General features: G+C 51.3%; 27 protein-coding genes. 12 read left to right on the plus strand and 15 right to left on the minus strand.

The annotated features are described in order from the left end of the window. Positions 1–51 precede the first annotated feature (51 nt). Both plsC and ftsP read left to right on the plus strand, forming a co-directional pair. A complete protein-coding gene (plsC, locus tag DA718_RS04160; protein ID WP_112213717.1) occupies positions 52–789 on the plus strand; it encodes a 1-acylglycerol-3-phosphate O-acyltransferase in 738 nt (245 codons plus the stop codon). Positions 790–873: 84 nt separating this feature from the next. Then, on the plus strand, positions 874–2,286 hold the full coding sequence (ftsP, locus tag DA718_RS04165; RefSeq protein ID WP_112213718.1) for a cell division protein FtsP: 1,413 nt from the start codon (positions 874–876) through the stop codon (positions 2,284–2,286). Positions 2,287–2,334: 48 nt separating this feature from the next. On the opposite strand, the gene DA718_RS04170 is transcribed toward ftsP, so the two are convergent. The 7 genes from DA718_RS04170 to DA718_RS04200 all read right to left on the minus strand — a co-directional run bounded on the left by DA718_RS04170 (position 2,335) and on the right by DA718_RS04200 (position 9,845). Further along, the gene (locus DA718_RS04170; RefSeq protein ID WP_112213719.1) at positions 2,335–3,642 is read right to left on the minus strand and encodes a TRAP transporter large permease; all 1,308 of its coding nucleotides are present in this window, start codon (positions 3,640–3,642) and stop codon (positions 2,335–2,337) included. A gap of 10 nt (positions 3,643–3,652) precedes the next feature. Beyond that, positions 3,653–4,135, minus strand: coding sequence for a TRAP transporter small permease (locus DA718_RS04175; protein ID WP_112213720.1), 483 nt, complete (start codon positions 4,133–4,135; stop codon positions 3,653–3,655). A gap of 40 nt (positions 4,136–4,175) precedes the next feature. Next, on the minus strand, positions 4,176–5,159 hold the full coding sequence (locus DA718_RS04180) for a TRAP transporter substrate-binding protein (protein WP_112213721.1): 984 nt from the start codon (positions 5,157–5,159) through the stop codon (positions 4,176–4,178). Between the two features lie 70 nt (positions 5,160–5,229). Then, positions 5,230–6,240 carry an Ldh family oxidoreductase gene (locus DA718_RS04185; protein WP_112213722.1) on the minus strand — a complete coding sequence of 337 codons (1,011 nt, stop codon included), beginning with the start codon at positions 6,238–6,240 and terminating at the stop codon, positions 5,230–5,232. Positions 6,241–6,250: 10 nt separating this feature from the next. Beyond that, the gene (locus tag DA718_RS04190) at positions 6,251–7,267 is read right to left on the minus strand and encodes a zinc-binding alcohol dehydrogenase family protein (protein ID WP_112213723.1); all 1,017 of its coding nucleotides are present in this window, start codon (positions 7,265–7,267) and stop codon (positions 6,251–6,253) included. Next, entirely contained in the window at positions 7,267–8,736 is a 1,470-nt protein-coding gene (locus DA718_RS04195) for a mannitol dehydrogenase family protein (RefSeq protein ID WP_112213724.1), read from the minus strand. Before DA718_RS04195 ends, DA718_RS04190 begins: the two co-directional genes overlap by 1 nt. 359 nt (positions 8,737–9,095) lie before the next feature. Next, positions 9,096–9,845, minus strand: coding sequence for an FCD domain-containing protein (locus tag DA718_RS04200; protein WP_112213725.1), 750 nt, complete (start codon positions 9,843–9,845; stop codon positions 9,096–9,098). Positions 9,846–10,157: 312 nt separating this feature from the next. On the opposite strand from DA718_RS04200, the gene DA718_RS04205 reads away from it, so the two are divergent. Then, the gene (locus DA718_RS04205) at positions 10,158–12,323 is read left to right on the plus strand and encodes a YgiQ family radical SAM protein (RefSeq protein WP_112213726.1); all 2,166 of its coding nucleotides are present in this window, start codon (positions 10,158–10,160) and stop codon (positions 12,321–12,323) included. A gap of 135 nt (positions 12,324–12,458) precedes the next feature. Then, positions 12,459–13,031: a hypothetical protein gene (locus tag DA718_RS04210; RefSeq protein ID WP_112213727.1), complete on the plus strand. Its 573-nt coding sequence runs from the start codon at positions 12,459–12,461 to the stop codon at positions 13,029–13,031. A 7-nt stretch (positions 13,032–13,038) separates the two neighbouring features. Here the strand turns inward: DA718_RS04210 and DA718_RS04215 are convergent, their stop codons facing one another. The 4 genes from DA718_RS04215 to DA718_RS30835 form a co-directional block, all read right to left on the minus strand. Further along, a complete protein-coding gene (locus DA718_RS04215; RefSeq protein WP_112213728.1) occupies positions 13,039–13,500 on the minus strand; it encodes an HIT family protein in 462 nt (153 codons plus the stop codon). Positions 13,501–13,602: 102 nt separating this feature from the next. Continuing rightward, positions 13,603–14,430, minus strand: a complete 828-nt coding sequence (dkgA, locus tag DA718_RS04220; RefSeq protein ID WP_112213729.1) for a 2,5-didehydrogluconate reductase DkgA — start codon at positions 14,428–14,430, stop codon at positions 13,603–13,605. A 132-nt stretch (positions 14,431–14,562) separates the two neighbouring features. Next, positions 14,563–15,726, minus strand: a complete 1,164-nt coding sequence (gene yqhD / locus DA718_RS04225) for an alcohol dehydrogenase (protein ID WP_112213730.1) — start codon at positions 15,724–15,726, stop codon at positions 14,563–14,565. Next, positions 15,719–15,844, minus strand: a complete 126-nt coding sequence (locus tag DA718_RS30835; RefSeq protein WP_260610987.1) for a hypothetical protein — start codon at positions 15,842–15,844, stop codon at positions 15,719–15,721. The genes yqhD and DA718_RS30835 overlap by 8 nt, the downstream gene beginning before the upstream one ends. A gap of 77 nt (positions 15,845–15,921) precedes the next feature. On the opposite strand from DA718_RS30835, the gene DA718_RS04230 reads away from it, so the two are divergent. Then, positions 15,922–16,821 (plus strand): AraC family transcriptional regulator, encoded by a 900-nt coding sequence (locus tag DA718_RS04230; protein WP_112213731.1) that lies wholly within the window; start codon positions 15,922–15,924, stop codon positions 16,819–16,821. A 40-nt stretch (positions 16,822–16,861) separates the two neighbouring features. Here the strand turns inward: DA718_RS04230 and yghB are convergent, their stop codons facing one another. Next, positions 16,862–17,521 (minus strand): DedA family general envelope maintenance protein YghB, encoded by a 660-nt coding sequence (gene yghB, locus DA718_RS04235; RefSeq protein WP_112213732.1) that lies wholly within the window; start codon positions 17,519–17,521, stop codon positions 16,862–16,864. A gap of 132 nt (positions 17,522–17,653) precedes the next feature. Then, complete coding sequence (metC, locus tag DA718_RS04240; protein ID WP_112213733.1) at positions 17,654–18,841, minus strand: cystathionine beta-lyase; 1,188 nt, start codon at positions 18,839–18,841, stop codon at positions 17,654–17,656. A gap of 251 nt (positions 18,842–19,092) precedes the next feature. Between metC and exbB the strand changes: the two genes are divergently transcribed. From exbB to DA718_RS04265, 5 genes are all read left to right on the plus strand, one after another. Beyond that, positions 19,093–19,824, plus strand: coding sequence for a tol-pal system-associated acyl-CoA thioesterase (gene exbB / locus DA718_RS04245; RefSeq protein WP_112213735.1), 732 nt, complete (start codon positions 19,093–19,095; stop codon positions 19,822–19,824). 6 nt (positions 19,825–19,830) lie between these two features. After that, positions 19,831–20,256 (plus strand): TonB system transport protein ExbD, encoded by a 426-nt coding sequence (gene exbD, locus DA718_RS04250; protein WP_112213736.1) that lies wholly within the window; start codon positions 19,831–19,833, stop codon positions 20,254–20,256. A 145-nt stretch (positions 20,257–20,401) separates the two neighbouring features. Next, positions 20,402–20,896 (plus strand): TIGR00645 family protein, encoded by a 495-nt coding sequence (locus tag DA718_RS04255; protein ID WP_004105804.1) that lies wholly within the window; start codon positions 20,402–20,404, stop codon positions 20,894–20,896. Between the two features lie 122 nt (positions 20,897–21,018). Then, positions 21,019–21,906, plus strand: coding sequence for a YghX family hydrolase (yghX, locus tag DA718_RS04260; protein WP_112213737.1), 888 nt, complete (start codon positions 21,019–21,021; stop codon positions 21,904–21,906). A gap of 79 nt (positions 21,907–21,985) precedes the next feature. Next, positions 21,986–22,273 (plus strand): DUF2623 domain-containing protein, encoded by a 288-nt coding sequence (locus DA718_RS04265; protein WP_110273054.1) that lies wholly within the window; start codon positions 21,986–21,988, stop codon positions 22,271–22,273. A 34-nt stretch (positions 22,274–22,307) separates the two neighbouring features. On the opposite strand, the gene yghU is transcribed toward DA718_RS04265, so the two are convergent. Beyond that, positions 22,308–23,174, minus strand: coding sequence for a glutathione-dependent disulfide-bond oxidoreductase (yghU, locus tag DA718_RS04270; RefSeq protein ID WP_112213738.1), 867 nt, complete (start codon positions 23,172–23,174; stop codon positions 22,308–22,310). A gap of 72 nt (positions 23,175–23,246) precedes the next feature. Further along, entirely contained in the window at positions 23,247–23,807 is a 561-nt protein-coding gene (locus tag DA718_RS04275; RefSeq protein WP_112213739.1) for a DsbA family protein, read from the minus strand. On the opposite strand from DA718_RS04275, the gene DA718_RS30900 reads away from it, so the two are divergent. Together DA718_RS30900 and gss are read left to right on the plus strand one after the other, a co-directional pair. Then, positions 23,807–23,938, plus strand: coding sequence for a hypothetical protein (locus DA718_RS30900; RefSeq protein ID WP_309146792.1), 132 nt, complete (start codon positions 23,807–23,809; stop codon positions 23,936–23,938). The two genes, DA718_RS04275 and DA718_RS30900, sit on opposite strands and share 1 nt — an antisense overlap. Positions 23,939–24,014: 76 nt before the next feature. Further along, on the plus strand, positions 24,015–25,886 hold the full coding sequence (gene gss / locus DA718_RS04280; RefSeq protein WP_110273057.1) for a bifunctional glutathionylspermidine amidase/synthase: 1,872 nt from the start codon (positions 24,015–24,017) through the stop codon (positions 25,884–25,886). The last annotated feature ends 141 nt before the right edge of the window (positions 25,887–26,027 follow it).

Genomic DNA, 26,027 nt, shown 5'->3' on the forward strand with positions numbered 1-26,027 from the left:
TCTGCGAAACAGCGAGTATAATTCTAAGCGGTTTGGGTTTTAGAGGTAGCTATGCTATTTATTTTTCGACTAATTATCGTTGTCATCTATTGTCTTCTGGTCTCCATATTCGGCTGTATTTACTGTCTGTTCAGTCCGCGTAATCCTAAACATGTTGCGACCTTCGGCCATCTGTTTGGCAAGCTATCGCCGGTGTTCGGCCTGAAGGTAGAGCTGCGTAAGCCTGCGGATGCGGAAAGCTACGGCAAGGCCATCTATATCGCTAACCACCAGAACAATTATGATATGGTGACGGCATCGAAAATCGTGCAGCCGCCGACGGTAACCGTGGGTAAAAAGAGCCTGGCTTGGATCCCGTTTTTCGGTCAGCTCTACTGGCTGACGGGGAATCTGCTGATTGACCGTAACAACCGCGCGAAAGCGCACGGCACCATCGCGGAAGTCGTGAACGCGTTTAAAGAACGTAACGTCTCTTTCTGGATGTTCCCGGAAGGGACCCGCAGCCGTGGTCGTGGCCTGCTGCCTTTTAAAACCGGTGCCTTTCATGCGGCGATTGCTGCTGGTGTGCCGATTATTCCAGTGTGCGTGTCCAATACATCGAATAAGATTAACCTCAATCGCCTGAACAATGGTCTGGTGATTGTAGAAATGCTGCCGCCGGTTGATACCAGCCAGTACGGGAAAGATGGCGTTCGCGCGCTGGCGACGCACTGTCGCGAGCTGATGGCCGCCAAAATTGCCGAGCTGGACAAAGAAGTTGCTGAGCGCGAAGCAGCAGGAAAGAAATAACACAGGAAACGCCGCGAATAGCAGGCGTATTGCTGGCGGGAAACGAATTCCCTTATTGATTAGTCAGTATCTCACGGAGTTAATATGTCACTCAGTCGGCGTCAGTTTATTAAGGCTTCAGGCGTTGCGCTGTGCGCAGGCGCTGCGCCACTGAAGGCACAGGCCGCTGGCCAACAGCCTGCGTTGCCGATCCCTCCGCTGCTGGAGTCCCGGCGCGGTCAGCCGCTGTTTTTGACTCTCCAACGTGCGCACTGGTCGTTCACACCCGGCACCCGTGCGTCGGTATGGGGAATCAACGGTCGCTATATGGGGCCGACCATTCGCGTCTGGAATGGCGACGACGTGAAACTGATTTACAGCAACCGGTTAACGGAAAACGTCGCGATGACGATCCGTGGCCTGCAGGTTCCAGGACCGCTAATTGGTGGCGCGGCGCGCATGATGTCAGCCAACGCTGACTGGGCTCCGGTGCTGCCAATTCGTCAAAGCGCGGCGACGCTGTGGTATCAAGCCAACACGCCAAATCATATGGCGAAACAGGTCTACAACGGCCTCGCCGGGATGTGGCTGGTGGAAGATGACGTCAGTAAAAACCTGCCGATCCCTAATCACTATGGCGTTGATGATTTCCCGGTGATTATCCAGGACAAGCGTCTGGATAACTTTGGTACGCCGGAATACAGTGAACCCGGCAGCGGCGGCTTTGTCGGCGATACGCTGTTGGTAAACGGCGTGCAAGGTCCGTTTGTTGAGGTATCGCGCGGCTGGGTACGGCTGCGCTTGCTGAATGCTTCCAACTCTCGCCGTTATCAGCTACAGATGAGCGACGGCCGTTTGCTGCACGTTATCTCTGGCGATCAGGGGCTGCTCCCCGCACCGGTTTCGCTCAAGCAGCTGTCGCTGGCTCCCGGCGAGCGGCGAGAAATTCTGGTCGATATGACCAACGGCGATGAAGTGTCGATTACCTGTGGTGAAGCGGCAAGCATCGTTGATCGTATTCGCGGTTTCTTCGAGCCGTCGAGCATCCTGATTTCAACGCTCATTCTGACGCTGCGCCCGACAGGCCTGCTGCCGCTGGTGACCGATAGTTTGCCGGTGCGTTTGCTACCGACGGAAATCCTGACCGGTGCGCCGATTCGCAGCCGAGACATTAGCCTGGGCGACGATCCGGGCATTAACGGCCAGCTGTGGGATCCGCAGCGTATCGATATTACCGCGCAGCAGGGAACCTGGGAGCGCTGGACGGTGCGTGCCGACCGCCCGCAGTCGTTCCATATTGAAGGGGTGATGTTCCAGGTACGTAACGTCAACGGCTCCGCGCCGTTCCCGGAAGACCGTGGCTGGAAAGATACCGTCTGGGTCGATGGGCAAGTGGAGCTGCTGGTATACTACGCTCAGCCTTCCTGGCCGCATTTCCCGTTCCAGTACTTAAGCCAGACGCTGGAGTTAGCCGACCGTGGCTCAATTGGCCAGATTCTGGTGAATCCGGCGCCTTAAAATATCACATCGAAACGGGCCTGATACGATCGGGCCCGGATACGGTTATTAAGACGGTGCAAACAGAGTGGGCAGCATTAAGCTGACCTGTGGGAAGTAGCAGATAATCGCCATCACCACAAATAGCGCCAGAAACATGGGCAGCAGTGGCTTTATCACCCGATCAATGCTCACTTTTCCGATGCTGCACCCGACAAACAGAATGGTGCCTACCGGTGGAGTACAAAGCCCAATCGTTAAGTTAAATACCATGATGATGCCAAAGTGAATTGGATCTATCCCCAGGTGTTGTGCTATGGGTAAGAATATTGGAGTAAATATCAATATCGCTGGCGTTATATCCATAAAAGTACCGACGAAGAGTAAAATTATATTAATAATAAATAATATTACCCATTTATTCTCTGACATACTGGTAATCATTTCATTAATGAACTCAGGAATGTCAGCATTCGTCATTGCCCATGACATTCCCATAGAACAGCCGACCAGTAATAATACAATTGAACTGGTTACGACGGACTCTAGAAGTATGCCATGGATTTTCTTGAGATTAATCTCTTTATAGATTATCGCTAAGCCTAAACTATAGATAACTGCTATAGCGGATGCTTCAGTCGGCGTAAATACGCCACAAATGATACCGCCAATAATAATGAAAATGAGAAGTAAGCTGGGTATTGAATCGCGGAACACGGTCAAGAACTGGTGTCGGTTAATCCTTTCGGCAACAGGATAATGATGGCGACGCGCGTGTAGTGCGGCCACCGCCATCAATGCCAGTGCGGTAAGAATACCAGGAATATAACCTGCCAGAAATAAAGCAGCAACCGAGGTGCCGCCGCTCGCCAGAGAGTAAACAATGAGTACGTTACTAGGTGGGATCATCAGGCCTATTGGGGCTGAGGCGACATTAACCGCTGCAGAGAAAGCCGGGTCATAGCCTTCTTTTTCCTGTAGAGGCGACATGATACCCCCTACCGCTGCAGCTGAGGCGACTGCCGAACCGGATATAGCACCGAATAATGTATTAGCCAGGATATTACAATGGGCCAGCGAGCCGGGAAGACGACCAACAAGAGCCTGTGCCAGGTTAACCAGCCGTCTGGCTATTCCCCCGGTATTCATAATATTCCCAGCTAATACAAAGAATGGAATTGCCAATAACGTAAAACCATCAAGGCCCACGGTCATTTTCTGTGAAATGACGGAAATTGCAGCATCAGGAGGTAAAGAAATAATGATTGAAAACAATGAAGAAAGGCCAATGGAAAATGTAATAGGCACTCCAATGGCCAACATTGCGACAAAACTACCAAATAAAACAATTATGGGGTAAATATATTCGAAGTCCATGCTTCCCTCATCAATGAGAATGCCGGTTATGATAATTTTCTACGATATTTGAAATAGTATAATAGAGCAGGATTACGCCGCTGATCGGCATGACCCAATACACCTTATCCATAGGCCATTTTAATACTGGCGATATCTGATTGACGTGAGATGCCTTTTCTACAACGATATTTCCACCGTAAATCATGAACGTAATGGCAAAAATCGCGATAACCATCTGGATGAAGCTATCAAGCCGTCGTGCAGTTGCTGGTGATACTTTCTGAGCCAATAAATCAATTGATAAATGCTTTTTAATACCCGCGGTATACACACCTCCAAGTAATATTATCCACATAAAAAGGATTTGAGTGATTTCATCGATCACCGTACTTGGCGAGTTAAATATAAATCGCGCGACGACTTGCCATGAGACACAGGCAACCATGATGGCTAAAATAGTACAGCAGCATCCAGCAAGTATTCTATTAAGGGAATTAGTTAGCGTTTGCATATAACATCCTGTAAAGGGCAGAAATAATCTGCCCATAGATTTACATATTTTCTACCTGATCCAGATCTTTGGCTGATTGTGCATCTTTAGCACGGAATTCATCGAAGAGTGGCTTAACGCGCTGTTTAAATTCTGACTTATCGACATCGACCACCGTGGCGTTCATTGCTTTTATTTTCTCGTAAGCTTCTTTTTCTGCTGCCGGCCAAATAACATCTTTCATTTGCAGCATCGACTCATCTGCCGCTTTGTATAAGGCTTCACGATTTTTATCACTCAATGTGCTGAGTACCTGGGTACTCACGACTAAAACATCAGGTACCATGGTGTGCTCATCCCGTGAATAAACTTTCGCGACTTCAGCGTGGCGCATATCGGCATATACGACGGTGCTATTTTCGCCACCATCAACCACACCTTGCTGGAGCGCGGTGTATAATTCACCCTGTGCCATTGGTGTCGCAACACCACCCAATGCCTTAACCATTGCAATCGCGCTTGGACTGGATTGAACGCGGATTTTCATGCCAGCCAGGTCAGCTGGTTTGGTGATGGGCTTGTTGGCGTAAAGGCTTCTGGCCCCGCCATCATAATAGGTCAGGCCGATAAAACCTTTATTTTCAGACGATTTTAAAATTCTTTTCCCCAGATCGCTTTGCAGCACCCGATAGTAATGATCGCGATCTTTGAATAAAAAAGGAAGACTAAACAGACTATACTCAGAAGCAAAAGATTCCAGTGATGCAGCGTTGACTTTCACCATTTGCAGGGCGCCCGAGTTCATCAACTCAAGGGATTCTCTCTCATTACCGAGAGTTGCATTTGGGTAGATACGGATAACTAAATCACCATCGGAGTATTCTTTTGTTTTTTCTGCTAAATAGCTCATGGCCTTATGCACAGCATGACTTTTGTCCTGATTGTGGCTGAGTTTAAGCGTGGTTTTGGCCAATGCAGAGTTCGAGATTAATATACAGCTGACGAGTAGCATTACGGATTTTTTTAACAGGCCAGAGGTTTTCATATGATATCCTTATTAATATTTTTAATAAAAGCGATGGGGCACCATCGCTTTCTGCCGATATTTTCTCTTTTTAATTTCCAGACAAATATTGATAAATGCCGGACGCAACCGGGATCCCATTCTGCTGGCATTTTTCTTTATACATCATCTGCGGATCGTTAGGGGCTAAAACTTTTTCAACGCCAGGGACCGGTTTGACCCTGCGCAGTTCAGTAACCATCTGCGCCATTTTTTTAGCAAACTCATTATTGCCTAATGTTGCCGGGTCAATGACGATGATTAAACTGGCGAGTTTGCGCATTTTTTCATAATCACCGTACATCCGTACAATATGATTACCAAAGCTTGCGCCCATTAATATCCCGGTCAATGCATCTATCGCTAGTGCAATGCCTGAACCTTTATGTCCGCCAAAGGGGAGTAAATTTTCAATTTTATGCGGGTCGGTTGTAACGTTGCCGTCTTTATCAATGGCCAGGCCTTCAGCAATAGGCTTGCCCGTTTCTTTGGCATGTAAAATTTTACCAAAAGCCGTTGCGCTGGTGGCCATATCGACGATCATCGGATAGCTATTCTCGACCGGAAACCCGAATGCGATAGGGTTTGTGCCGATAAAGCGTTCCGCACCGCCATGAGGCGCGACGCAGGTATCCGTTTGAGTCATGATGATGGCAATCATTCCCTGCCTGGCCACTCTCTCGGCGAAGTAGGATAAGGCGCCACAATGAGAGGTATTTTTGACGCCGACAAAACCCAGCCCGTGATTTTTCGCAAGCTGAATGGCATGATCGGTTGCGCCAATCAACGCGGAATGCCCCATACCGTCGTCTGAATTGAGAATAGCCACTGAGGGGGAAATTTGCTCAATGCTAAACTGCGCTTTTTTATTTAAACCACCTGCTTTTAACCGGGTACAGTAATGCTCAACGCGCATGACGCCATGAGAATGCACACCTGTTATATCCGCATGCACCAATACATCTGTTACCTGCTGTGCGGTTGATTCATCAAGCCCGGCGGAAAATAGCTTAGCGTATACCAAAGATTTTAAATTCTCTTCTTTTACATATACTGTAGACATGTTAACCCCATTAAAAATTGATAACGCCTTTAACCATTTCTTTGTTTTCGACTACGTTTTTCTGGTAGTCATTACCTATGGTGAAAAAATCAAACTCGGTATTTTTCATCATGTCTTCATTGATTAATCCGGCACTCATTAATTGAATGACGCATTCAAAATCTTCGCGTGTAGCGTTACGACTACTGATTAGCGTGGTTTCTTTTTTATGGAAAGTGGGGTCATCCATAATAAGCTCGCCGATATATAGTCCAATAAATACGACCTTGCCACCGTGGCGAATGAGATTAATATCGTTGCTCATCGAGGATTTGTTACCCGTGGCGTCAAGTACCGTACAGGCAAGTTCACCGTTAAACAGGCGACGTAGTTCACTAATAAAATCCTCTGCCGTTGGGTCTAATGATTCGATGCCAATATTCTGGCTGACCAGCTGTCGGCGCTTGGCATCAATATCGGCAACGACGACCTTTGCGCCTTTGGCTTTAGCAATCGCTGAGGTGGCTAAACCAATGGGGCCAGCGCCGATGACCAGGATATTTTGTGCGGGCTGTATCTCTGCGCGACGAACGGCATGAGCCCCAATCGCGAAGCATTCCACCAGCGCGCCTGCGCTATCGCTTAACTGTTCGGGAAGTTCTACCAGGTTTTTCTCATGAACGGCCAGGTATTCGCTGAAACCGCCATCCTGGTGTACGCCATAAAGCGATACGTGTTCGCAGCAGTTGGTTTTTCCTTCTTTACATGCTGCGCATTGGTTGCACGGGATGCAGGGGATAACGGAATAGCGTTGACCGCTCTTTATGTTGGAGCACTCTTTTCCTGTCGAAATGGCTTCGCCGCAGATCTCATGCCCAAGTACTCTGGGATAGGAGAAAAAAGGCTGGCGTCCGGCGAAGGCATGAATATCGGTGCCGCATATCCCGACAGCTTTAATCTTTAATAATACTTCGTCGTTTTCTGGTACTGGTACTGGTCGTTCAATATATTCGATGCTACCAGGATTATGGCAAATTAAGGTTTTCATTAAGATTTTCCAGATAATAAATGTGCAATTGTTTCTTCGATACCCAATGAATCAATACGCGTAAAGGTGTTTTTAATTTCTTCGACAAAATCCGTATCGTTATTTAACTTGCCAAATATAGATTCGATTTGCAGCAAGGACAGCGCCTGCTGCCATGCCGAGTGCTGGCCGGATATGGCTTCTATAAACTGCGGTAATAGCGGGTCGCTAATATTCTGGTTGTCGTCAATGTTTTTTATTACATAGTGCAGCCAACCAGCAATTAATATTGAAAGCGCATGTGAATTTTTATTTTGTTGATGCAAAATTTTCCACGGCGTAAGGGCTCGCTGAGGAAGCTTTTGTGAGCCATCCATCGCTATTTGCGCTGTACGATGCTTCACATTGCGGTTGCTAAACCGTTCAATAAGCAAATCGGCATAGTTATCAAGAGAAATATTTAGCTGTGGATTTAATGTTTGCGCCTGCTCATCAATCATAAGCAGGCGGGTGGCGGCACGAAATTGCGGATCCTCCATGCATTGATAGATAAATTCGTAGCCCGCCAGGCTACCGTTGTAGGCCAGAAATGAGTGGCTGCCATTTAGCATCCGGAGTTTCATTTCTTCATAGGGTTGAACATCTGCAACAAACATTGCGCCCGCTTTATCCCAGTCAGGACGACCGCGAACAAAGTTGTCTTCAATGACCCATTGACGGAAATCCTCACAAACAATTCCGCAAGGGTCTGCATAGCCTGTTTTTTCTTGCAGCATGGCGAATTGTTGTTCGGTCATTGCCGGCACAATGCGATCTACCATGGTTCCTGGAAACGTCACCTTTTCTTCAATCCACTTTCCCAATTCGGCACTGAGGCGAGTGGCAAAGCCCGTTATCGCATTGCGGGTGAGATGCCCGTTGTCAGGAATGTTGTCGCAGGAGAGTACGCTGAAAGGAGGTAAACCGAGATCTTTACGCCGCTGCAGGGCGCAGACGATCAGTGCAATCGCTGATGTTGGCTGCTGTGGGTTCTCAAGATCCTTGATGATCAAGGGATTGGAGAAATCTAATGCCCGTGTCTGCGGATCGATGCAGTAACCTTTTTCCGTAATCGTCAGGGAGACGATTTTAACCTGCGGTTCAAGGAGTTTTTCTATTGCCGCTTCAATTCCGCTCGCCGGGGTATGGATCCCGCCAATCACAGAACGGACCAGGCGCGAAGTGTTTGCGGATGATGAGGTTTCCAGCACGCTAAACAGGCCTTCCTGATGGTTTAGTGTGTTGACCAAATCAGCAGTGCCAAAAAGATTTATTTCAAATATTCCCCACGCTTTTTCTGAAACCTGGTTGGTGAGATCGCTATAAATGGCCTGGTGACCCCGATGAAATGCCCCGAAGCCAATATGGATGATATCGGCCTGAAGATCTTCGCGTGGGTAGCTTGTCGCGGCATCGTACCGAGCTGTTGTTATATTTTCCTTTCCTGACATCGTGGTATCACTCTTGTGGTTGTCATTAAATTGCGTAGACCAATTTATGACAATCACTAGACCAAAAAAAGTGATTGAAGTCGCATAAATAGACAAGGGTAAGAATTAAGGGAAATATTAATATCACGAATTGTTGTAATTGAATGATTTTTATGAATTTATAACTAAGGGATTATTTTTGCAGTGACGAGAAGAGTATGAAATTTTTGGTGTGTATGGCAGGTAGCTATACCAATATCTTCTAGATAATAGACCAATGATGAAGGTTGTAGACCAGGTTAGCTGGGGGAAAAAAGAGAGAAGTGCAGAGCAACAGGGAATGATCGGTGCAATGGTGATGCTCTGCAGGTAAGGTGATGCTAGGTGGCAAAGAAGAAATCATCAAAATCGCTAATAGAAGAGTCTTGCTTAAAGATTTTTATTAACTCGTTTTTACTGTTTTCCAGATGCTTCCAGGAAGCTTGCCTGGCCAGCTCAGCATCCTTTTGCTGAAGGGCAAGGAAAATGGCTCGATGATCCTCCAGCCACTGCATGCGCAGATGCTTTTCATGCAGGTACTTATAGTTAAGTTTTTTCCAGCGCGGGTTTTCGGTTCTTACCGCCCGCCACAGCTCTGCCGCTTGTTTAATTAACACTCTGTTCTGCGTCGATTCGGCAATAATGCTGTGGAACTGGTGATCTAAATCCTCAAACGTATCGCTTTCACCAGCGATTGCTTTTTCTTGTAACGCAATGATTTTCTTTAATTCAAGTAGTTCGTTGAAGCGAATTTGTGTGGCGGCAAAACCGGTAATGTTGCTCTCTATCACCTGGCGAGCCTGCAAAAGTTCGAAGGGGCCGATTTCAGAATAGGGCATCAATGATTTCTGATTTAACGCGTTTGAGTTATCAACAAAAAAGATCCCGGACCCCTGTTTGACTTCCAGCACGCCTTTAAGCTCCAGCATGATAATCGCATCACGGATGGTGGTGCGGCTGGTGTTGAATCGCTCGCTAAGCTCACGTTCAGAAGGCAAGCGTTCGCCGGATTTAAATACGCCGGAATAGAGTAATTCTTCGATCTGTAGACCAATATCGTAATAGCGGCGTTTTGTAATAACTTGTTCCATACTAAGCCTTATATGTAGTGCTCCTGGAGGGCCAACCGCGCAGTCTGCGGCGGATATCCGACCGGGGGTACTCCTGTTCCCGTATGAGGTATACCTGGTGTCTGGCATGAATAGTAGCGGCACTTGTTGGGAAACTGCCAGCTTTAAACCAACAACAATGACAAAATTTTATGTTTGACCTGGAGCGGAGATAAGCAATAGAAGCGAGAGACTTTTGTCCATCAATCTTCGACGCCCCTTCATTCTCCCATCGTTACGGCTTATAATCGCCGCCCTTTTGATTATTTTTTTATCATTTTCCCCGGAAGCAATATGAGCGCAATATCCCTGATCCAACCGGATCGTGACCTTTTCTCCTGGCCGCAGTACTGGGCTGCCTGTTTTGGCCCCGCGCCGTTTCTGCCGATGTCGCGAGAAGAGATGGACCAACTTGGCTGGGATAGCTGCGATATCATTCTCGTGACCGGTGACGCCTATGTCGATCACCCGAGCTTTGGGATGGCGATTTGTGGACGCATGCTGGAAGCGCAGGGCTTTAGGGTGGGGATTATTTCCCAGCCGGAGTGGAACAATAAAGATGACTTTATGCGTCTGGGTAAACCGAACCTGTTCTTCGGCGTAACCGCCGGCAACATGGACTCAATGATCAACCGCTATACCGCCGACCGTAAGCTGCGCCATGACGACGCGTATACGGCGGGCAACGTTGCTGGTAAACGCCCGGATCGCGCGACGCTGGTCTATACCCAGCGCTGTAAAGAAGCCTGGAAGGATGTGCCGGTGATCCTCGGCGGGATTGAAGCCAGCCTGCGCCGCACTGCGCATTACGACTATTGGTCTGACACCGTGCGTCGTTCGGTTCTGGTGGATTCGAAAGCCGATATGCTGATGTTCGGCAACGGCGAGCGTCCGCTGGTGGAAGTGGCGCACCGCCTGGCGGCGGGCGAGCCTATCGGGCATATCCGCGATGTGCGTAATACCGCCATCATGGTAAAAGAAGCGCTGCCGGGCTGGAGTGGGGTGGATTCCACGCGCCTGGATACGCCGGGCAAAATCGACCCGATTCCGCATCCTTACGGTGAAGACCTGCCGTGCGCCGATAACAAAACCGTCGCGCCGCCAAAACAGGAAGCGAAGCGCGTTACCGTCCAGCCACCGCGTCCAAAGCCGTGGGAGAAAACCTACGTCCTTCTGCCGTCCTTCGAGAAAGTCAAAGGCGACAAAGTTCTCTACGCGCATGCCTCACGTATTCTGCATCATGAGACCAACCCAGGCTGCGCCCGCGCGCTGATGCAGAAACACGGCGAGCGCTATATCTGGATTAACCCGCCCGCCATTCCGCTCTCAACCGAAGAGATGGATAGTGTTTTTGCTCTGCCGTATAAGCGTATTCCGCATCCGGCATACGGCGATGCGCGCATCCCGGCCTACGAGATGATCCGTTTCTCGATTAACATTATGCGCGGCTGCTTTGGCGGCTGTTCATTCTGCTCCATTACCGAGCACGAAGGGCGCATTATTCAGAGCCGTTCCGAAGATTCGATCATTAATGAAATCGAAGCTATTCGCGACACAGTTCCTGGTTTTACTGGCATTATCTCTGATCTTGGTGGCCCGACGGCCAACATGTATATGCTGCGCTGCAAGTCACCGCGCGCGGAGCAGACCTGTCGCCGCCTGTCCTGTGTGTATCCCGATATTTGCCCACATATGGATACCAACCACGAGCCGACAATTAACCTTTATCGTCGCGCCCGCGATCTTAAGGGTATCAAAAAGATCCTTATCGCTTCCGGCGTGCGTTATGACATCGCCGTTGAAGACCCGCGTTATATCAAAGAGCTGGCGACCCACCACGTTGGCGGTTATCTGAAGATTGCCCCGGAACACACTGAAGAAGGGCCGCTGTCGAAGATGATGAAGCCGGGAATGGGTAGCTACGACCGCTTCAAAGAGCTGTTTGATACCTATTCGAAGCAGGCGGGCAAAGAGCAGTATCTGATTCCGTACTTTATCTCTGCGCACCCTGGTACGCGTGATGAAGATATGGTGAACCTGGCGCTGTGGCTGAAGCAGCATCGTTTCCGTCTGGATCAGGTGCAGAACTTCTATCCGTCGCCGCTGGCGAACTCGACCACCATGTATTACACCGGCAAGAACCCGCTGGGTAAGATTGGCTATAAGAGTGAAGACGTGGTGGTGCCGAAAGGCGACAAACAGCGTCGTCTGCATAAGGCATTGCTGCGCTATCACGATCCGGCTAACTGGCCGCTGATCCGTCAGGCGCTGGAAGCCATGGGCAAGAAGCACCTGATTGGCAGCCGCCGCGATTGCCTGGTGCCTGCGCCGACGCTGGACGAGATGCGTGAAGCACGTCGCCAGAATCGCAATACCCGCCCGGCGCTGACCAAGCATACGCCGGTGGCGCATCAGCGCCAGACGCCTGCGTCGTCGGCCAAAAAAAGTCGTATTCGCTGATGGCTTGAACGGTTCGCCATGGTGAGCAGACGTCACGGAGAGATTCTTTTCCTTGCCAGGACGAAGACCGGTAGTATCAAAGCCCTCTTAATTGAGGGCTTTTTTGATATTTAAGATATAAAAAGGATTTTATTAATGAAAAGTATAATAACTATAGCCACTGGTTTATTCGTAATTATTACCATTATTAGTCTCTTTAATAGCGATGGCAGTCATTGCAGGCCTACGAGTGCGACATGTAAAGCCGTCCGAGCAGCCCGAAATAGTGGAGCAGTTCATCCCGGCCCTGTTGTTTACACTCTTATTGACGGAACGATTTATTTCCCTGGCTGGCCGATCCCTGGTTTCTCCGCTGCCTGTGTTGAAAGAATTGAACAGTGGCCGGGAAGAAGTACGAGGATACGTTTATTAAAAAAATCAGGAGCACTGACGTTTAAAATGGATGCTGATGATTTTGTCGCTACTGAAACCATTCAGACAATCAAGGAATCTGGGACAAAGCAGTTTGAGTTTATCGGTGATATGACACCATTAGTTGGTCCTGACAGGATCAAACTGACCATTGGCGATACAGGCTCTGAATTATCATTCTCTCTTCTTTATGATAAAGACCCCACCAGTGAAAAAAACGAACTTAAAGAGACGTTTACATGCGACCTTGCTGCAATACCGATTGATAATGCAGCTTTGAACACTTTATGGCAGTAAAGATGCATTATATTTTTGTCTGGCGAATTCTGGCCGCCAGCGCTGACAGCTTTTCATCGTCCGCTCGTTCATGATCGTGGGAAGAGAGATAGCCTTCATATTGCTCAAAGAACTTGGTTTGACGCGACTCTATCGGCTGCCACTGAGTCATATCGCCAGTGCCATGCATTGGGCTGAGCTTACTGTGAATATGATCAACGCCAAATCCTTCAAAAAACATCCCGGTACGGCCCACGTCATCGAAGGTTTTATCCAGCAGCTTTGCTACTTTCTGAGTTGCCAGTACTAAATCGGCCAGCGCCTGCGGCGGCATATCGAAAGCGTAGCTGGGGTAATGTTTCTTCGGAATGACTACTGTAAAACCGTCGGTGTTGGGGAAAATAGAGAGAAAGGCGAGGTGGTGTTCATCTTCCCAGACTTTATGGCAGGGGGCTTTACCCTCGGCAATTTGACAGAAAACACAATTCATCAGCACGACTCCATTTGTTTTGCAATGAGCATTGAATGTACGTGCTTTTCACCGTGGAACAAAGAACTGATGCTCCGCCAGGGTATGGCGGAGCAGGATTGATTACCCACCGAACTGATCCGGGTCTGGACCCAGACGTTTGTTTTGGTCCAGTTTAGTGATTTCACTCAATTCATCTTTATCCAGACGGAAATCCCAGACGTTGAAGTTCTCGGCGATGCGCGACGGCGTCACCGATTTTGGAATCACCACCAGGCCGCTATCGAGGTGCCAGCGAATGACAATCTGCGCCGGTGTTTTGCCGTATTTATCTGCCAACTGGTGGATAATTTTCTGATTGAATACGCCTTCTCCGCCTTGAGCTAGCGGGCTCCAGGACTCGGTCTGGATTTTGTGCGTCGCATTCCAGGCGTGAAGCTGGCGCTGTTGCAACAAAGGGTGAAGTTCAATCTGGTTAATTACCGGTGCGACGCCGGTTTCATCAATCAGCTTTTGCAGATGATGAACCTGGAAATTACAGACGCCGATGCTTTTTGCCAGCCCCTGCTGCTGCAGTTCAATTAGGCTTTTCCAGGCGTCGACGAAGTGGTTGGTTGCCGGAACCGGCCAGTGAATTAAATATAAATCGACGTAGTCGAGTTTGAGTTTTTTAAGGCTTTCCTGCAGCGCTTGATGGGGCTGCTTTTGATCGTCATTCCACAGCTTGGTGGTGACGAACAGCTCATCTCTGGCGACGCCTGCGCTGCTTAACGCATTGCCTACGCCGGTTTCATTCTGGTACACGGCGGCGGTGTCAAACGAGCGATAACCGACTTCCAGCGCCTTATGAATGGCGGAGACGACTTCCTCGTTGCCTGCTTTCCACACGCCGAGTCCCAGCTGCGGCATCAGGTTGCCGTCGTGTAGTTTTATAACGGTTGGATGTGTCATGCCTTCCTCCTGTTAATGAACTCAGCGGAATAAATTCCGCTGAGGGGTAGCATTAAGTCTGGACGAAATAGCTAAAAACGGTAGTTAAACTCCTCTCCTTTGCGTGAGTTTACGCGCTGGAGAGGACGTTGATTAGCGTGCAGCCTCGTAAATACGGCGACTGACGTCCAGAGTAATATCCTGGTTTTCACCCAGTTGAGTCATACCGTGTTCTTCGAGTTTCGCCAGCAGCGCCGGGATGGAGCTGCCATCCAGACCGTAGTCGGAAAGGTGAGTCGGTACACCCATCTGTTCGAAGAAATTACGCGTTGCAGCGATGGCTGCATCGATACGCTGCTCTTCAGAACCTTCGGTGATATTCCAGACGCGAGCGGCGTACTGCAGCAGTTTGGCGCGTTTAGCATCGCGTTTTTCATTCCACAGGGCTGGCAGAACGATAGCCAGCGTTTGGGCGTGATCGAGCCCGTGCATCGCGGTCAGTTCGTGGCCCAGCATATGGGTCGCCCAGTCCTGCGGCACGCCAGCGCCGATCAGGCCGTTCAGTGCCTGGGTAGCGGCCCACATTATGTTGGCGCGTACGTCGTAGTTTTCCGGCTCTTTCAACGCTTTCGGACCATCTTCTACCAGCGTCAGCAGAATGCCTTCGGCGAAACGGTCCTGAATTTTACCATCAACCGGGTAGGTCACGTACTGCTCAACGGTATGGACAAATGCGTCAACCACGCCGTTGGCAACCTGGCGCGGCGGTAGAGTGTAGGTGTAAACCGGGTCAAGGATGGCGAATACCGGCTGAACGTGAGAAGACATAAATGCGCGTTTGTCACCAGTGGTTTTACGTGAAATCACCGCGCCTTTATTGGATTCGGAACCGGTCGCTGGCAGCGTCAGCACAGAGCCCATCGGGATGGCGCTGGCAACTTTGCTGCCGTAGGTTTCGAGGATTTCCCACGGATCGATGCTGGTATCATAGTGCGCTGCCGCAGCGATGAATTTGGTCCCGTCGAGAACGGAGCCGCCGCCGACCGCCAGCAGGAAAGTGATCTTTTCATCACGCGCGATTTTCACCGCGTTCATCAGCGTTTCGTAGGATGGGTTTGGCTCGATACCGCCAAATTCCAGGACGTCAATGCCGCTTAGCGCGCTCAGAACCTGATCAAGCACGCCGGTTTTCTTCACGCTACCGCCGCCGTAGGTGACAAGCACGCGTGCATCCGCCGGGATTTGATCGCGCAGGTTTTCAATCGCGCCTTTGCCGAACAGAATGCGGGTTGGGGTATGTAGGTCGAAATTATTCATGGCTGGTGCCCTCAAATAGATAAACCGCCAGCAGAGACGATACCTCTGCCAGATGACGGATATTGTGGTCCGGTCGCCCGTTCCCCTCAATGCACATTCCTGCCGTTGTCTTGCCCATTTCTCCTTGGGACTGGAGAAATGCTCCACAAGTGCGCACAATGCGGAAGTAGAAAATCGTTCGGAGAAGCACGAAAAATGAACCGCGCTGAGATATGTCAGCTATTAACGAGTAAGGTTAATCAGCTGAAAGATAAAGAAGAAATGCTCATCGAGCTACTGCCAGATATTAGTTTGCTGTACGGCACGCAGCCGGGTGCTCGCACGCCGGTTATGTATCAGCCGGGGATCGTGTTTCTCTTTTCCGGGCATAAAATTGGCTACATTAATGAGCGCACTTTCCGCTATGACACCAACGAATATCTGCTGTTAACGGTACCGCTACCGTTTGAATGCGAAACCTTCGCTACCCCGGAGGTCCCGCTGGCGGGGATTCGACTTAATGTCGATATTCTTCAACTGCAGGAACTGCTGATGGATATCGGTGAAGATGAGCAGTTTCAGCCGTCAATGGCATCAAGCGGGATCAACTCGGCGGTGCTGTCCGAAGAGATTCTGTGCGCGGCGGAGCGCCTGCTGGACGTGATGGAGCGCCCGCTGGACGCGCGAATTCTGGGCAAACAGATTATCCGTGAAATCCTCTACCACGTGCTGACAGGCCCCTGTGGCGGAGCGCTGCTGGCGCTGGTCAGCCGGCAGACTCACTTTAGCCTGATTAGCCGCGTGCTGAAGCGTATTGAAAGCCAGTACACCGAAAACCTGAGTGTTGATCAGCTGGCGGCGGAAGCCAATATGAGCGTCTCGGCGTTCCACCATAACTTCAAATCGGTCACCAGCACCTCTCCGCTACAGTACCTGAAAACCTACCGCCTGCATAAAGCGCGCATGTTAATGATCCACGACGGCATGAAAGCCAGCGCAGCGGCGATGCGGGTAGGATATGAAAGCGCATCGCAGTTCAGCCGCGAGTTTAAGCGTTACTTTGGGATAACGCCGGGGGAAGATGCGGCGCGCATCAGGACGATTCAGGGGATGTAATGAGCTACAGGGCGGCAAAAAGGCCGCCCTGTATTGGGCATCAGGCGCTGCAGTATTTCTTTTTGATAACGACGATAACCGTTCCGAGCAGACCGGCAATCAGCAGCACAATAGGCAGGATCATCAGGCAGGTCATTACCTGATCTTCATGACGCTTAACGAAAGGAATCATGCTCAGCGCGTAGCCCAGACCGGTAACCACGCCAACCCACAGCAGCGCGCTCAGCCAGTTAAAGAACTGGAAGCGGCGGCTTGGTAGCCCGGAAATCCCCGCCATGGTGGGCAGCAGGGTGCGAACAAACGCCAGGAAACGCCCGGCAAGCAGCGCCAGCAGACCGTGCTTATCGAACATACAGGTCGCTCGCTGATGGTACTTGTGCGGCAGATGCCCAAGCCAGCGTTTAACCGTTACGGTATTACCCAACCAGCGCCCCTGAATATAGCTTAACCAGCAGCCGAGGCTGGCTGCCGTTGTCAAAATGGCAAGAGTTGGCACAAAGCCCATTACGCCTTTGGCAATCAGCGCACCTGCGAGCAGCAACAGGCTATCGCCCGGTAAGAATGAGGCGGGTAGCAGACCGTTTTCCAGAAACAGGGTTGCGAACATGACCAGATATACAACGCCCACAACGTGGGGGTTTGCCAATGCGGCAAAATCATGCTGCCACAGCGCGGCGACAATTTCTTGAATGACAACCATGGACTTTCCTAAGTGGTACCGTATTTTTTGTCTAGTGTACTCCTGAAGAGACCCGAGCACCTTGATCCCGGGCGCAACTAAAGCGGCCGCTTCTCTTAAAAACGTCCGCTATTGTTGCCACTCACTGTCACTTTACACGATACGCGCGAAGCCCGCCGCTAAATCATCCAGCAGATCGGTAACATTTTCTAACCCGATGTGCACACGGATCAGGGTACCGCTGAAATCGACTTCAGCATCCGGACGAATTTCGGCAATTTGCTCCGGCTGATTGGCTAAAATCAGCGATTCAAAGCCACCCCAGGAGTAGGCCATGCTGAACAAGCTGAAGTGGTCCAGATAGGCGGACAGCTCGGCGTCGGTCAGGCGCTTATTGAGGACAAAAGAGAACAGTCCGCTGCTACCGGTGAAATCGCGTTTCCAGAACTCATGGCCTTTGCTGCCGGGCAGAGCCGGGTGATTGACGCGCGCCACCTGCGGGTGCTGAGCCAGCCATTCGGCAATATGCAGGCTGCTTTCATGATGCTGGCGCAGACGTACGGCCAGGGTACGCAGACCACGGCTGGTCATATAGGCGGTATCGGCATCCACCATTTGTCCCATCAGATAGGCATTTTCGCGAAGCTGCGCCCAACAGCGCTCATTGGCCACCGCGGTGCCAACCATTCCGTCGGAATGACCAATCAGGTATTTGGTTGCAGCCTGAATGGAGATATCGATGCCGAAGTCCAGCGCTTTAAACAGCACGCCCGCCGCCCAGGTGTTGTCGATCATAATAATCGCTTCGGGCGCGACGCTGCGTACCGCCGCGACGATAGCCGGAACATCATGGACTTCCATGGTGATTGAGCCTGGAGATTCCAGAAATACCACGCGGGTATTTGGCTGCACCAGGCGGGCGATATCGCCGCCGATCAACGGGTCGAACCAACTGGTGGTGACGCCGAGTTTGGCGAGGATTTTAGTACAAAAATCCTGGGTCGGTTCGTAGGCGGTGTTGGTCATCAGAACATGGTCGCCTTGCTCGACAAATGCCAGAATGGTATTGGCGACCGCCGCTGCGCCGCAGGGGAAGAGGGCGCAGCCGGCGCCGCCTTCCAGTTCGCACATGGCTTCCTGCAGAGAAAAGTGGGTCAGGGTACCGCGACGGCCGTAGAACAGCTCGCCTTTGGCTCGGTTGCGGGTGGCGTGTTTTTTCGCTTCGACGGTGTCGAAAACCAGCGATGACGCGCGCTGAATCACGCTGTTTACCGAGCCTTGCGTGTATTTTTTGCTGCGGCCAGCGTGAACCAGCGCAGTATCAAGATGTTTATCAGCCATGTTCAGATAACCTATTTTTATACGTCTGGACGTCTAAACTAACATGAATACCCGTTTATGTACCGAGTCGTGGCGGATACAGGTAAAAATTTTATCAATGACGGGGTCAGCAACTTTTTTACTGCGTAAGCGCAAGGAAAATAAACGTGATTTGCTGCACAGTGTAAATACTAATGAGAACCACTATCAATTCGATGACGTTTTGATATTATTGTGCGCAGATTTTGTGATTTACGTCCTGGAGATACAGTGTGGGTAATAATTTGATGCAGGCGGATCTCTCCGTTTGGGGTATGTATCATCACGCCGATATTGTCGTTAAGGTGGTGATGATCGGCCTGATTCTGGCGTCGGTCGTGACATGGGCTATCTTTTTTGGCAAAGGTGCTGAGATCCTGTCCAGCAAGCGCCGCCTCAAGCGCGAGCAGCAGCTGGTTGCCGAAGCACGCTCTCTCGACCAGGCCAGCGATATTGCTAACGCTTTCCATGCTAAAAGCTTGACCTCGCAGCTGATCAACGAAGCGCAGAACGAGCTGGAGCTTTCCGCAGGCGTGGAAGATAACGAAGGCATTAAAGAACGTACCGGCTTCCGCCTTGAGCGTCGCGTAGCGCAGGTCGGTCGCTATATGGGACGTGGTAATGGCTATCTGGCGACTATCGGCGCAATCTCCCCGTTCGTCGGCCTGTTTGGCACCGTCTGGGGCATCATGAACAGCTTTATCGGTATTGCCCAGACGCAAACCACTAACCTGGCGGTTGTTGCTCCAGGCATCGCAGAAGCGCTGCTGGCGACGGCAATCGGCCTCTTCGCCGCGATTCCAGCTGTTGTCATCTACAACATTTTCGCCCGTATGATTGCCAGCTACAAAGCTTCCCTTGGCGATGTTGCAGCCCAGATATTGCTGCTGCAAAGCCGTGACCTCGACCTGAGCGCCAGCGGCGTTAAGTCGGTCCGTACCGCACAGAAATTACGCGTAGGTTGATGCTTTATGGCAATGCATTTTAACGAAAACCTCGATGATAACGGCGAAATGCATGACATCAACGTGACGCCGTTTATCGACGTCATGCTGGTGCTGCTGATCATCTTTATGGTGGCGGCTCCGCTCGCTACCGTAGACGTGAAGGTTAATCTCCCGGCGTCTTCCAGCCAGCCGCAGCCGCGTCCTGAAAAGCCTATTTATCTGTCGGTGAAAGCGGATAAAACCATGTTCCTCGGTAATGACCCGATCACTGAAGAGAGCATGATTACGTCGCTGGATGTTCTGACTGAAGGCAAGAAAGATACGACGGTCTTCTTCCGCGCGGATAAGACCGTGGATTACGAGACGATGATGAAAGTTATGGATACTTTGCATCAGGCGGGCTATCTGAAGATTGGTCTGGTGGGCGAAGAAACCGTAAAAGCGAAGTAACCCTCTCTCCAACGCATCTCTCCAGGCTGGCCTTGTGCCAGCCTTTTTTACGCCCATCTGATAGTTGCTCTGTTGGTAAGCTGTTGCTATAACGTTGCTCTGTTGCGATATAATACCGTTCGTTTTTGTTAACTTACGGGATCTTATGGAACGCTTTCTGGAAAACGCTATGTATGCCTCGCGCTGGCTGCTGGCACCGGTTTATTTTGGCCTTTCGCTTGGGCTGATTGCGCTGACGATCAAATTTTTTCAGGAGATCTTCCACATACTGCCGCACATATTCAGCGTCAGTGAGTCGGATATGATTCTGACCCTGCTGTCGCTGGTGGATATGACTCTGGTGGGCGGTCTGCTGGTGATGGTAATGTTCTCCGGCTATGAAAATTTTGTCTCGCAACTAGATATCAACGAGGGCAAGGAGAAGCTCAGCTGGTTGGGTAAAATGGACGCGACCTCGCTGAAAAATAAGGTTGCAGCCTCCATTGTGGCTATCTCTTCCATTCACCTGCTGCGGGTGTTTATGGATGCGAAAAACGTCCCCGATAATAAGCTAATGTGGTACGTCATTATCCACCTGACGTTCGTGCTGTCGGCCTTTGTAATGGGCTATCTCGATCGTCTGACGAAAGTTAAACACTAATCCTTTTTTTCCCGGCGGTTTTTCAGCCGTCGGGCTCTTTTCTCCTGTTTCTACTCTTCTCCGCTGGCACATACCCGAGCTTCTGCTTTGCTTAAAGGGCGCTTAATAACGGAGGAAGGGTGATGACGCGACTGACGGCCAAAGATTTTCCCCAGCAGTTGCTGGAGTACTATGACTACTACGCCCATGGCAAAATCAGCAAACGCGAGTTTCTGCAGCTGGCGGGAAAATATGCCGTCGGCGGGATGACCGCGTTAGCGTTGTTTAATCTGCTGAAGCCAAACTACGCTCTGGCGGAGCAGGTGGCGTTTACCGACCCGGATATCCGTCCAGAATATATTCACTATCCCTCTCCTGATGGCCACGGCGAAGTACGGGCCTATCTGGTGATGCCGACGAAAATAGCTGACAAAGCGCCCGCAGTGGTAGTGGTGCATGAGAACCGAGGTCTGAATCCCTACATTGAAGATGTTGCCCGACGAGTGGCTAAAGCGGGCTATATTGCGCTGGCGCCGGATGGTCTGAGCTCCGTCGGCGGCTATCCCGGCAATGATGATGAAGGACGGGAGTTACAGCAGAAGGTCGATCCGGTGAAGCTGATGAACGATTTTTTCGCAGCGGTAGCGTTTATGGAGAAGCATCCTCAGGCAACGGGAAAGGTCGGCATAACCGGTTTTTGCTACGGCGGCGGCGTCAGTAATGCGGCGGCGGTGGCGATCCCCGAGCTGGCCTGTGCGGTTCCGTTTTACGGTCGCCAGCCGCCGCTAAATGAGGTCGATAAAATTAAAGCACCGTTGTTGCTGCATTATGCTGGCCTGGATAGCGGCATTAATGAAGGCTGGCCCGCCTATGAAAAAGCGCTAAAGACGCATAATAAGGTCTATGAGGCCTATATTTATCAGGGCGTTAACCACGGCTTTCATAATGACTCTACTCCGCGCTATGACCGGGCTGCCGCCGATCTGGCCTGGCAGCGCACGCTGGCGTGGTTTGAGAAGTATTTACGCTAGTGAAATCGCCAGAAATAGCACTACCGCTCGCTCAAAAAATCGCTATATAATTTTATATATAACGATTGAGGGGAGTGCGATGGAAAACCATTTTGGTAAAGGCTTAATGGCGGGGCTACAGGCATCCCATGCTGACACCGCCACGCATGCGGCAAATTTTTGCTCCGACTATAAACGCGGGTTTGTGCTCGGTTATTCACACCGCATGTTTGAAAAAACCGGCGACCGTCAGCTTAGCGCCTGGGAAGCGGGGATCCTTACCCGTCGCTATGGCCTGGACAGAGACATGGTGATGGACTTCTTCAAAGAGGGAAGTTCGTGCACGTCAATGCGCTACTTTATGGCGGGCTATCGGCTGGAAAGCTAAAAACCGGAGGCTGAAGCCTCCGGCGGGCAGGGCGTTACGCCTGGCGTTTATCTTCAGTTTGCGTTTCGAAGTCGCTGGCAGCATGGCGTTCGTGAAGCTGCTCATTGAGCGGGCCGAAGGTGCGGTTAACCATGCGTCCGCGCTGAACGGCGGGGCGATTGCCCACATCCTGCGCCCAGCGCAGTACGTTTTTATAGCTACCGGCATCAAGGAACTCGGCGGCGTTGTAAACATTCCCCAACACCACGTTGCCGTACCATGGCCAGATGGCCATATCGGCAATAGTGTACTCTTCCCCTGCAACAAAACGACCGCGGGCAAGCTGCTTGTCCAGCACATCAAGCTGGCGTTTAGCTTCCATCGTAAAGCGATCGATCGCGTATTCGATTTTTACCGGCGCATAGTTGAAGAAGTGGCCAAAGCCGCCGCCGAGGAACGGAGCCGCGCCCTGCAGCCAGAATAGCCAGTTAAGGGTTTCGGTGCGGCCTGCCGGATCTTTTGGCAGGAAGAAACCGAACTTCTCCGCCAGATAGAGAAGGATGCTGCCGGATTCAAAAACCCGGGTCGGCGGCGTGGTGGAGTGGTCGCTGAGCGCAGGGATTTTCGAGTTTGGGTTAACCTCGACAAAGCCGCTGGAGAACTGATCGCCTTCGCCGATGCGAATCAGCCAGGCGTCATACTCCGCGCCGCTGACGCCCAGCGCCAGCAGCTCTTCCAACATAATGGTCACCTTCTGACCGTTGGGCGTTCCCAGCGAATAGAGCTGAAGCGGATGCGCCCCCACCGGCAGCTCCTGGTCATGGGTTGCGCCGGAGACGGGACGGTTGATATTGGCGAATGCGCCGCCGTTGTTTTGCTTCCATTCCCACACTTTAGGTGGTTGGTAGTTATTCTCTGACATGCTGGCCTGCCTTTTTCATGAGGTGTTGAAATAGTGTAGCTGGCGCTGCAGCGCCGGAGCGTGAAAGCCTTACTAAGCCAGAATTCGCGCGGCCCATGCGCTGATATCATCGCCGCTGCCGAGATCCGCCTGCACCAGGCCGTTAACCATAAAGGTCGGCGACACGTGAATGCCGTTCTGGCGGGCGTATTTGCTATGCCATTTGATCTCGTTTTGCAGTTCCGGATGGGCAAAGGCGGCAGCCAGCGAGACGTGGCTATAGCGTTCGATTCGCTCAATAATTTGCTGCGGCGTGACGTTCATGTTTGGCCCGCTACAGTGGTCGGTAAACTCGAACTCCTCGCGGTGGTCAGCGACGGCTTTCAGCACCTTGTGCGCCTGCTCGCGACCGTGCGGCAGAGTGGATGCGGCGAGAATGCAGCGCACGATGACGCCGGAGAACAGATGCCACGGCTGAGACTGAAGACGAATTTTGATGGTGACGTTATCCGCGCCAACTTCATCCAGCAGGTCATCAAGTTTATTGAAGGCGCGCACCGAGTAAGGGCAGGTCGGTTCGAGGAAAACCTCAAAGGTGCGTGGGCCATGCCCCCAGACCAGCGGTTGGGCAGTCAGATGCGAAGGTGTGCTCATTGTCGACTCCTGATTGTTTTTTTATCTCAAATAACGATATCACTTTTGCCTGGCGGCGCAGGCTTATTTTCCTTAAGGGCACGATTAGCGAATCGAATGAGTGGTATCATCATTTCACCTCTGTCTGGTAAGTGCCTGCGGCAGGATAAGAAGAGGGAGTTTTGTTTCGCCAACTGCCCGGGCTGCATTAATTTGAGGTCAGGCTAAATGAGCAAAGGTTCGACAAACAGTGACGCCCCGTTTGGTACACTTTTAGGCTACGCGCCGGGCGGCGTAGCGATTTATTCTTCTAATTACAGTAGCTTAAATCCGCAAGATTATCCGGATGACGCCACGTTCCGCAGTTATATCGGTAATGAGTATATGGGGCACAAATGGCAGTGCGTAGAGTTTGCGCGCCGCTTTCTGTTCCTCACCTACGGCTTTGTGTTTACCGATGTCGGCATGGCCTACGAAATCTTCTCTCTGCGTTTTCTGCGCGAAGTGGTCAACGACAATATTCTACCACTGCAGGCTTTTGCTAACGGCTCCCGCCGTCCGCCGATTGCCGGTTCTCTACTGATTTGGCAGAAGGGTGGCGAGTTTAAACACACCGGACACGTGGCGGTAATTACTCAACTGGTCGGGAATAAAGTCCGGATCGCCGAGCAAAACGTGATTCACGCGCCGCTGCCGCAGGGCCAGCAGTGGACCCGCGAGCTGACGCTGGAAGTGAAAAACGGCATCTACACGATTAAAGACACCTTTGCCGATACCGAAATCCTTGGCTGGATGATCCAAACCGCTGATACCGAGCACAGCCTGCCGCAGCCGGTTCTGCCGGGTGACGCGATGGCTATCAAAGGCGCGCGGTTGCCGAATAAAGGCCAGTTCCGCGGCAATTGGCTCAACGAGAAAGATTCGCTGCAAAAAGCCTACGTTGAAGCCAACGGCCACGTCATCAATAAAGACCCTTACCAGTATTTCACCATTAGCGAAAGCGCCGAGCAGGAGCTTATCAAGGCGACCAACGAGCTGCACCTGATGTACCTGCACGCCACTGATAAGGTGATGAAGGATGACAGCCTGTTGGCGCTGTTCGATATTCCGAAAATCCTCTGGCCGCGCCTGCGCCTCTCGTGGCAACGCCGTCGGCATCATATGATCACTGGTCGTATGGATTTTTGTATGGATGAGCGCGGGCTGAAGGTCTATGAATACAACGCCGACTCCGCCTCCTGCCATACCGAAGGTGGCCTGATCCTCGAACAGTGGTTGAAACAGGGTTACTACGGCACCGGACACAACCCGGCGGAAAACCTGCTGGATGAGCTGGCCGGGGCGTGGAAGCACAGCCGGGCGCGCCCTTTCGTGCACATCATGCAGGACAAGGATTTGGAGGAGAACTATCACGCGCAGTTTATCCAGCGTTCGCTGACGCAGGCCGGTTTCGACAGCAAAATTCTGTACGGCCTTGATGAGCTGCACTGGGATGCCGCCGGGCAGCTTATTGATGCCGACGGTCGGCTGGTCAACTGCGTCTGGAAAACCTGGGCATGGGAAACTGCCATTGAGCAGGTGCGTGAAGTCAGCGCCGACGAGTATGCCGCCGTGCCGATTCGCACCGGGCACCCCAATAATGAAGTGCGTCTGATTGACGTTCTGCTGCGTCCTGAAGTCTTAGTGTTTGAACCGCTGTGGACGGTCATCCCCGGCAACAAGGCAATTCTGCCAGTGCTGTGGTCGCTGTTCCCGAACCATCGTTACCTGCTGGATACCGATTTTGTGGTCAACGAGCAGCTAGCGGAAACTGGCTATGCGGTTAAGCCAATCTCAGGGCGCTGTGGTAACAACATTGACTTGATTGGCCCGCAGGACGAAGTGCTGGATAAAACCAGCGGTCAGTTTTTCGACCGCAAGAATATTTACCAGCAACTGTGGTGCCTGCCGAAGGTGGATGGAAAATACATCCAGGTTTGCACCTTTACGGTCGGCGGTAACTATGGCGGTACCTGCCTGCGCGGCGATGATTCGCTGGTGGTGAAAAAAGAGAGCGATATTGAGCCGTTAATCGTGTTAAAAGACACAGACAGTCGTTAAATTTTATCCCGGATTGCGGCGCTGACCGCCTTATCCGGGCTGCGGCACTTGTCGCCCGGGCAAGGCGTATCGCGCCGCCCCCGGGGAAGGCCACAGGGTGCTGCAGAATTTCCCGGAGGCGATGCTGCGCATCTGTCCGGG

Source organism: Klebsiella huaxiensis (assembly GCF_003261575.2).
Classification (GTDB): Bacteria; Pseudomonadota; Gammaproteobacteria; order Enterobacterales; family Enterobacteriaceae; genus Klebsiella; species Klebsiella huaxiensis.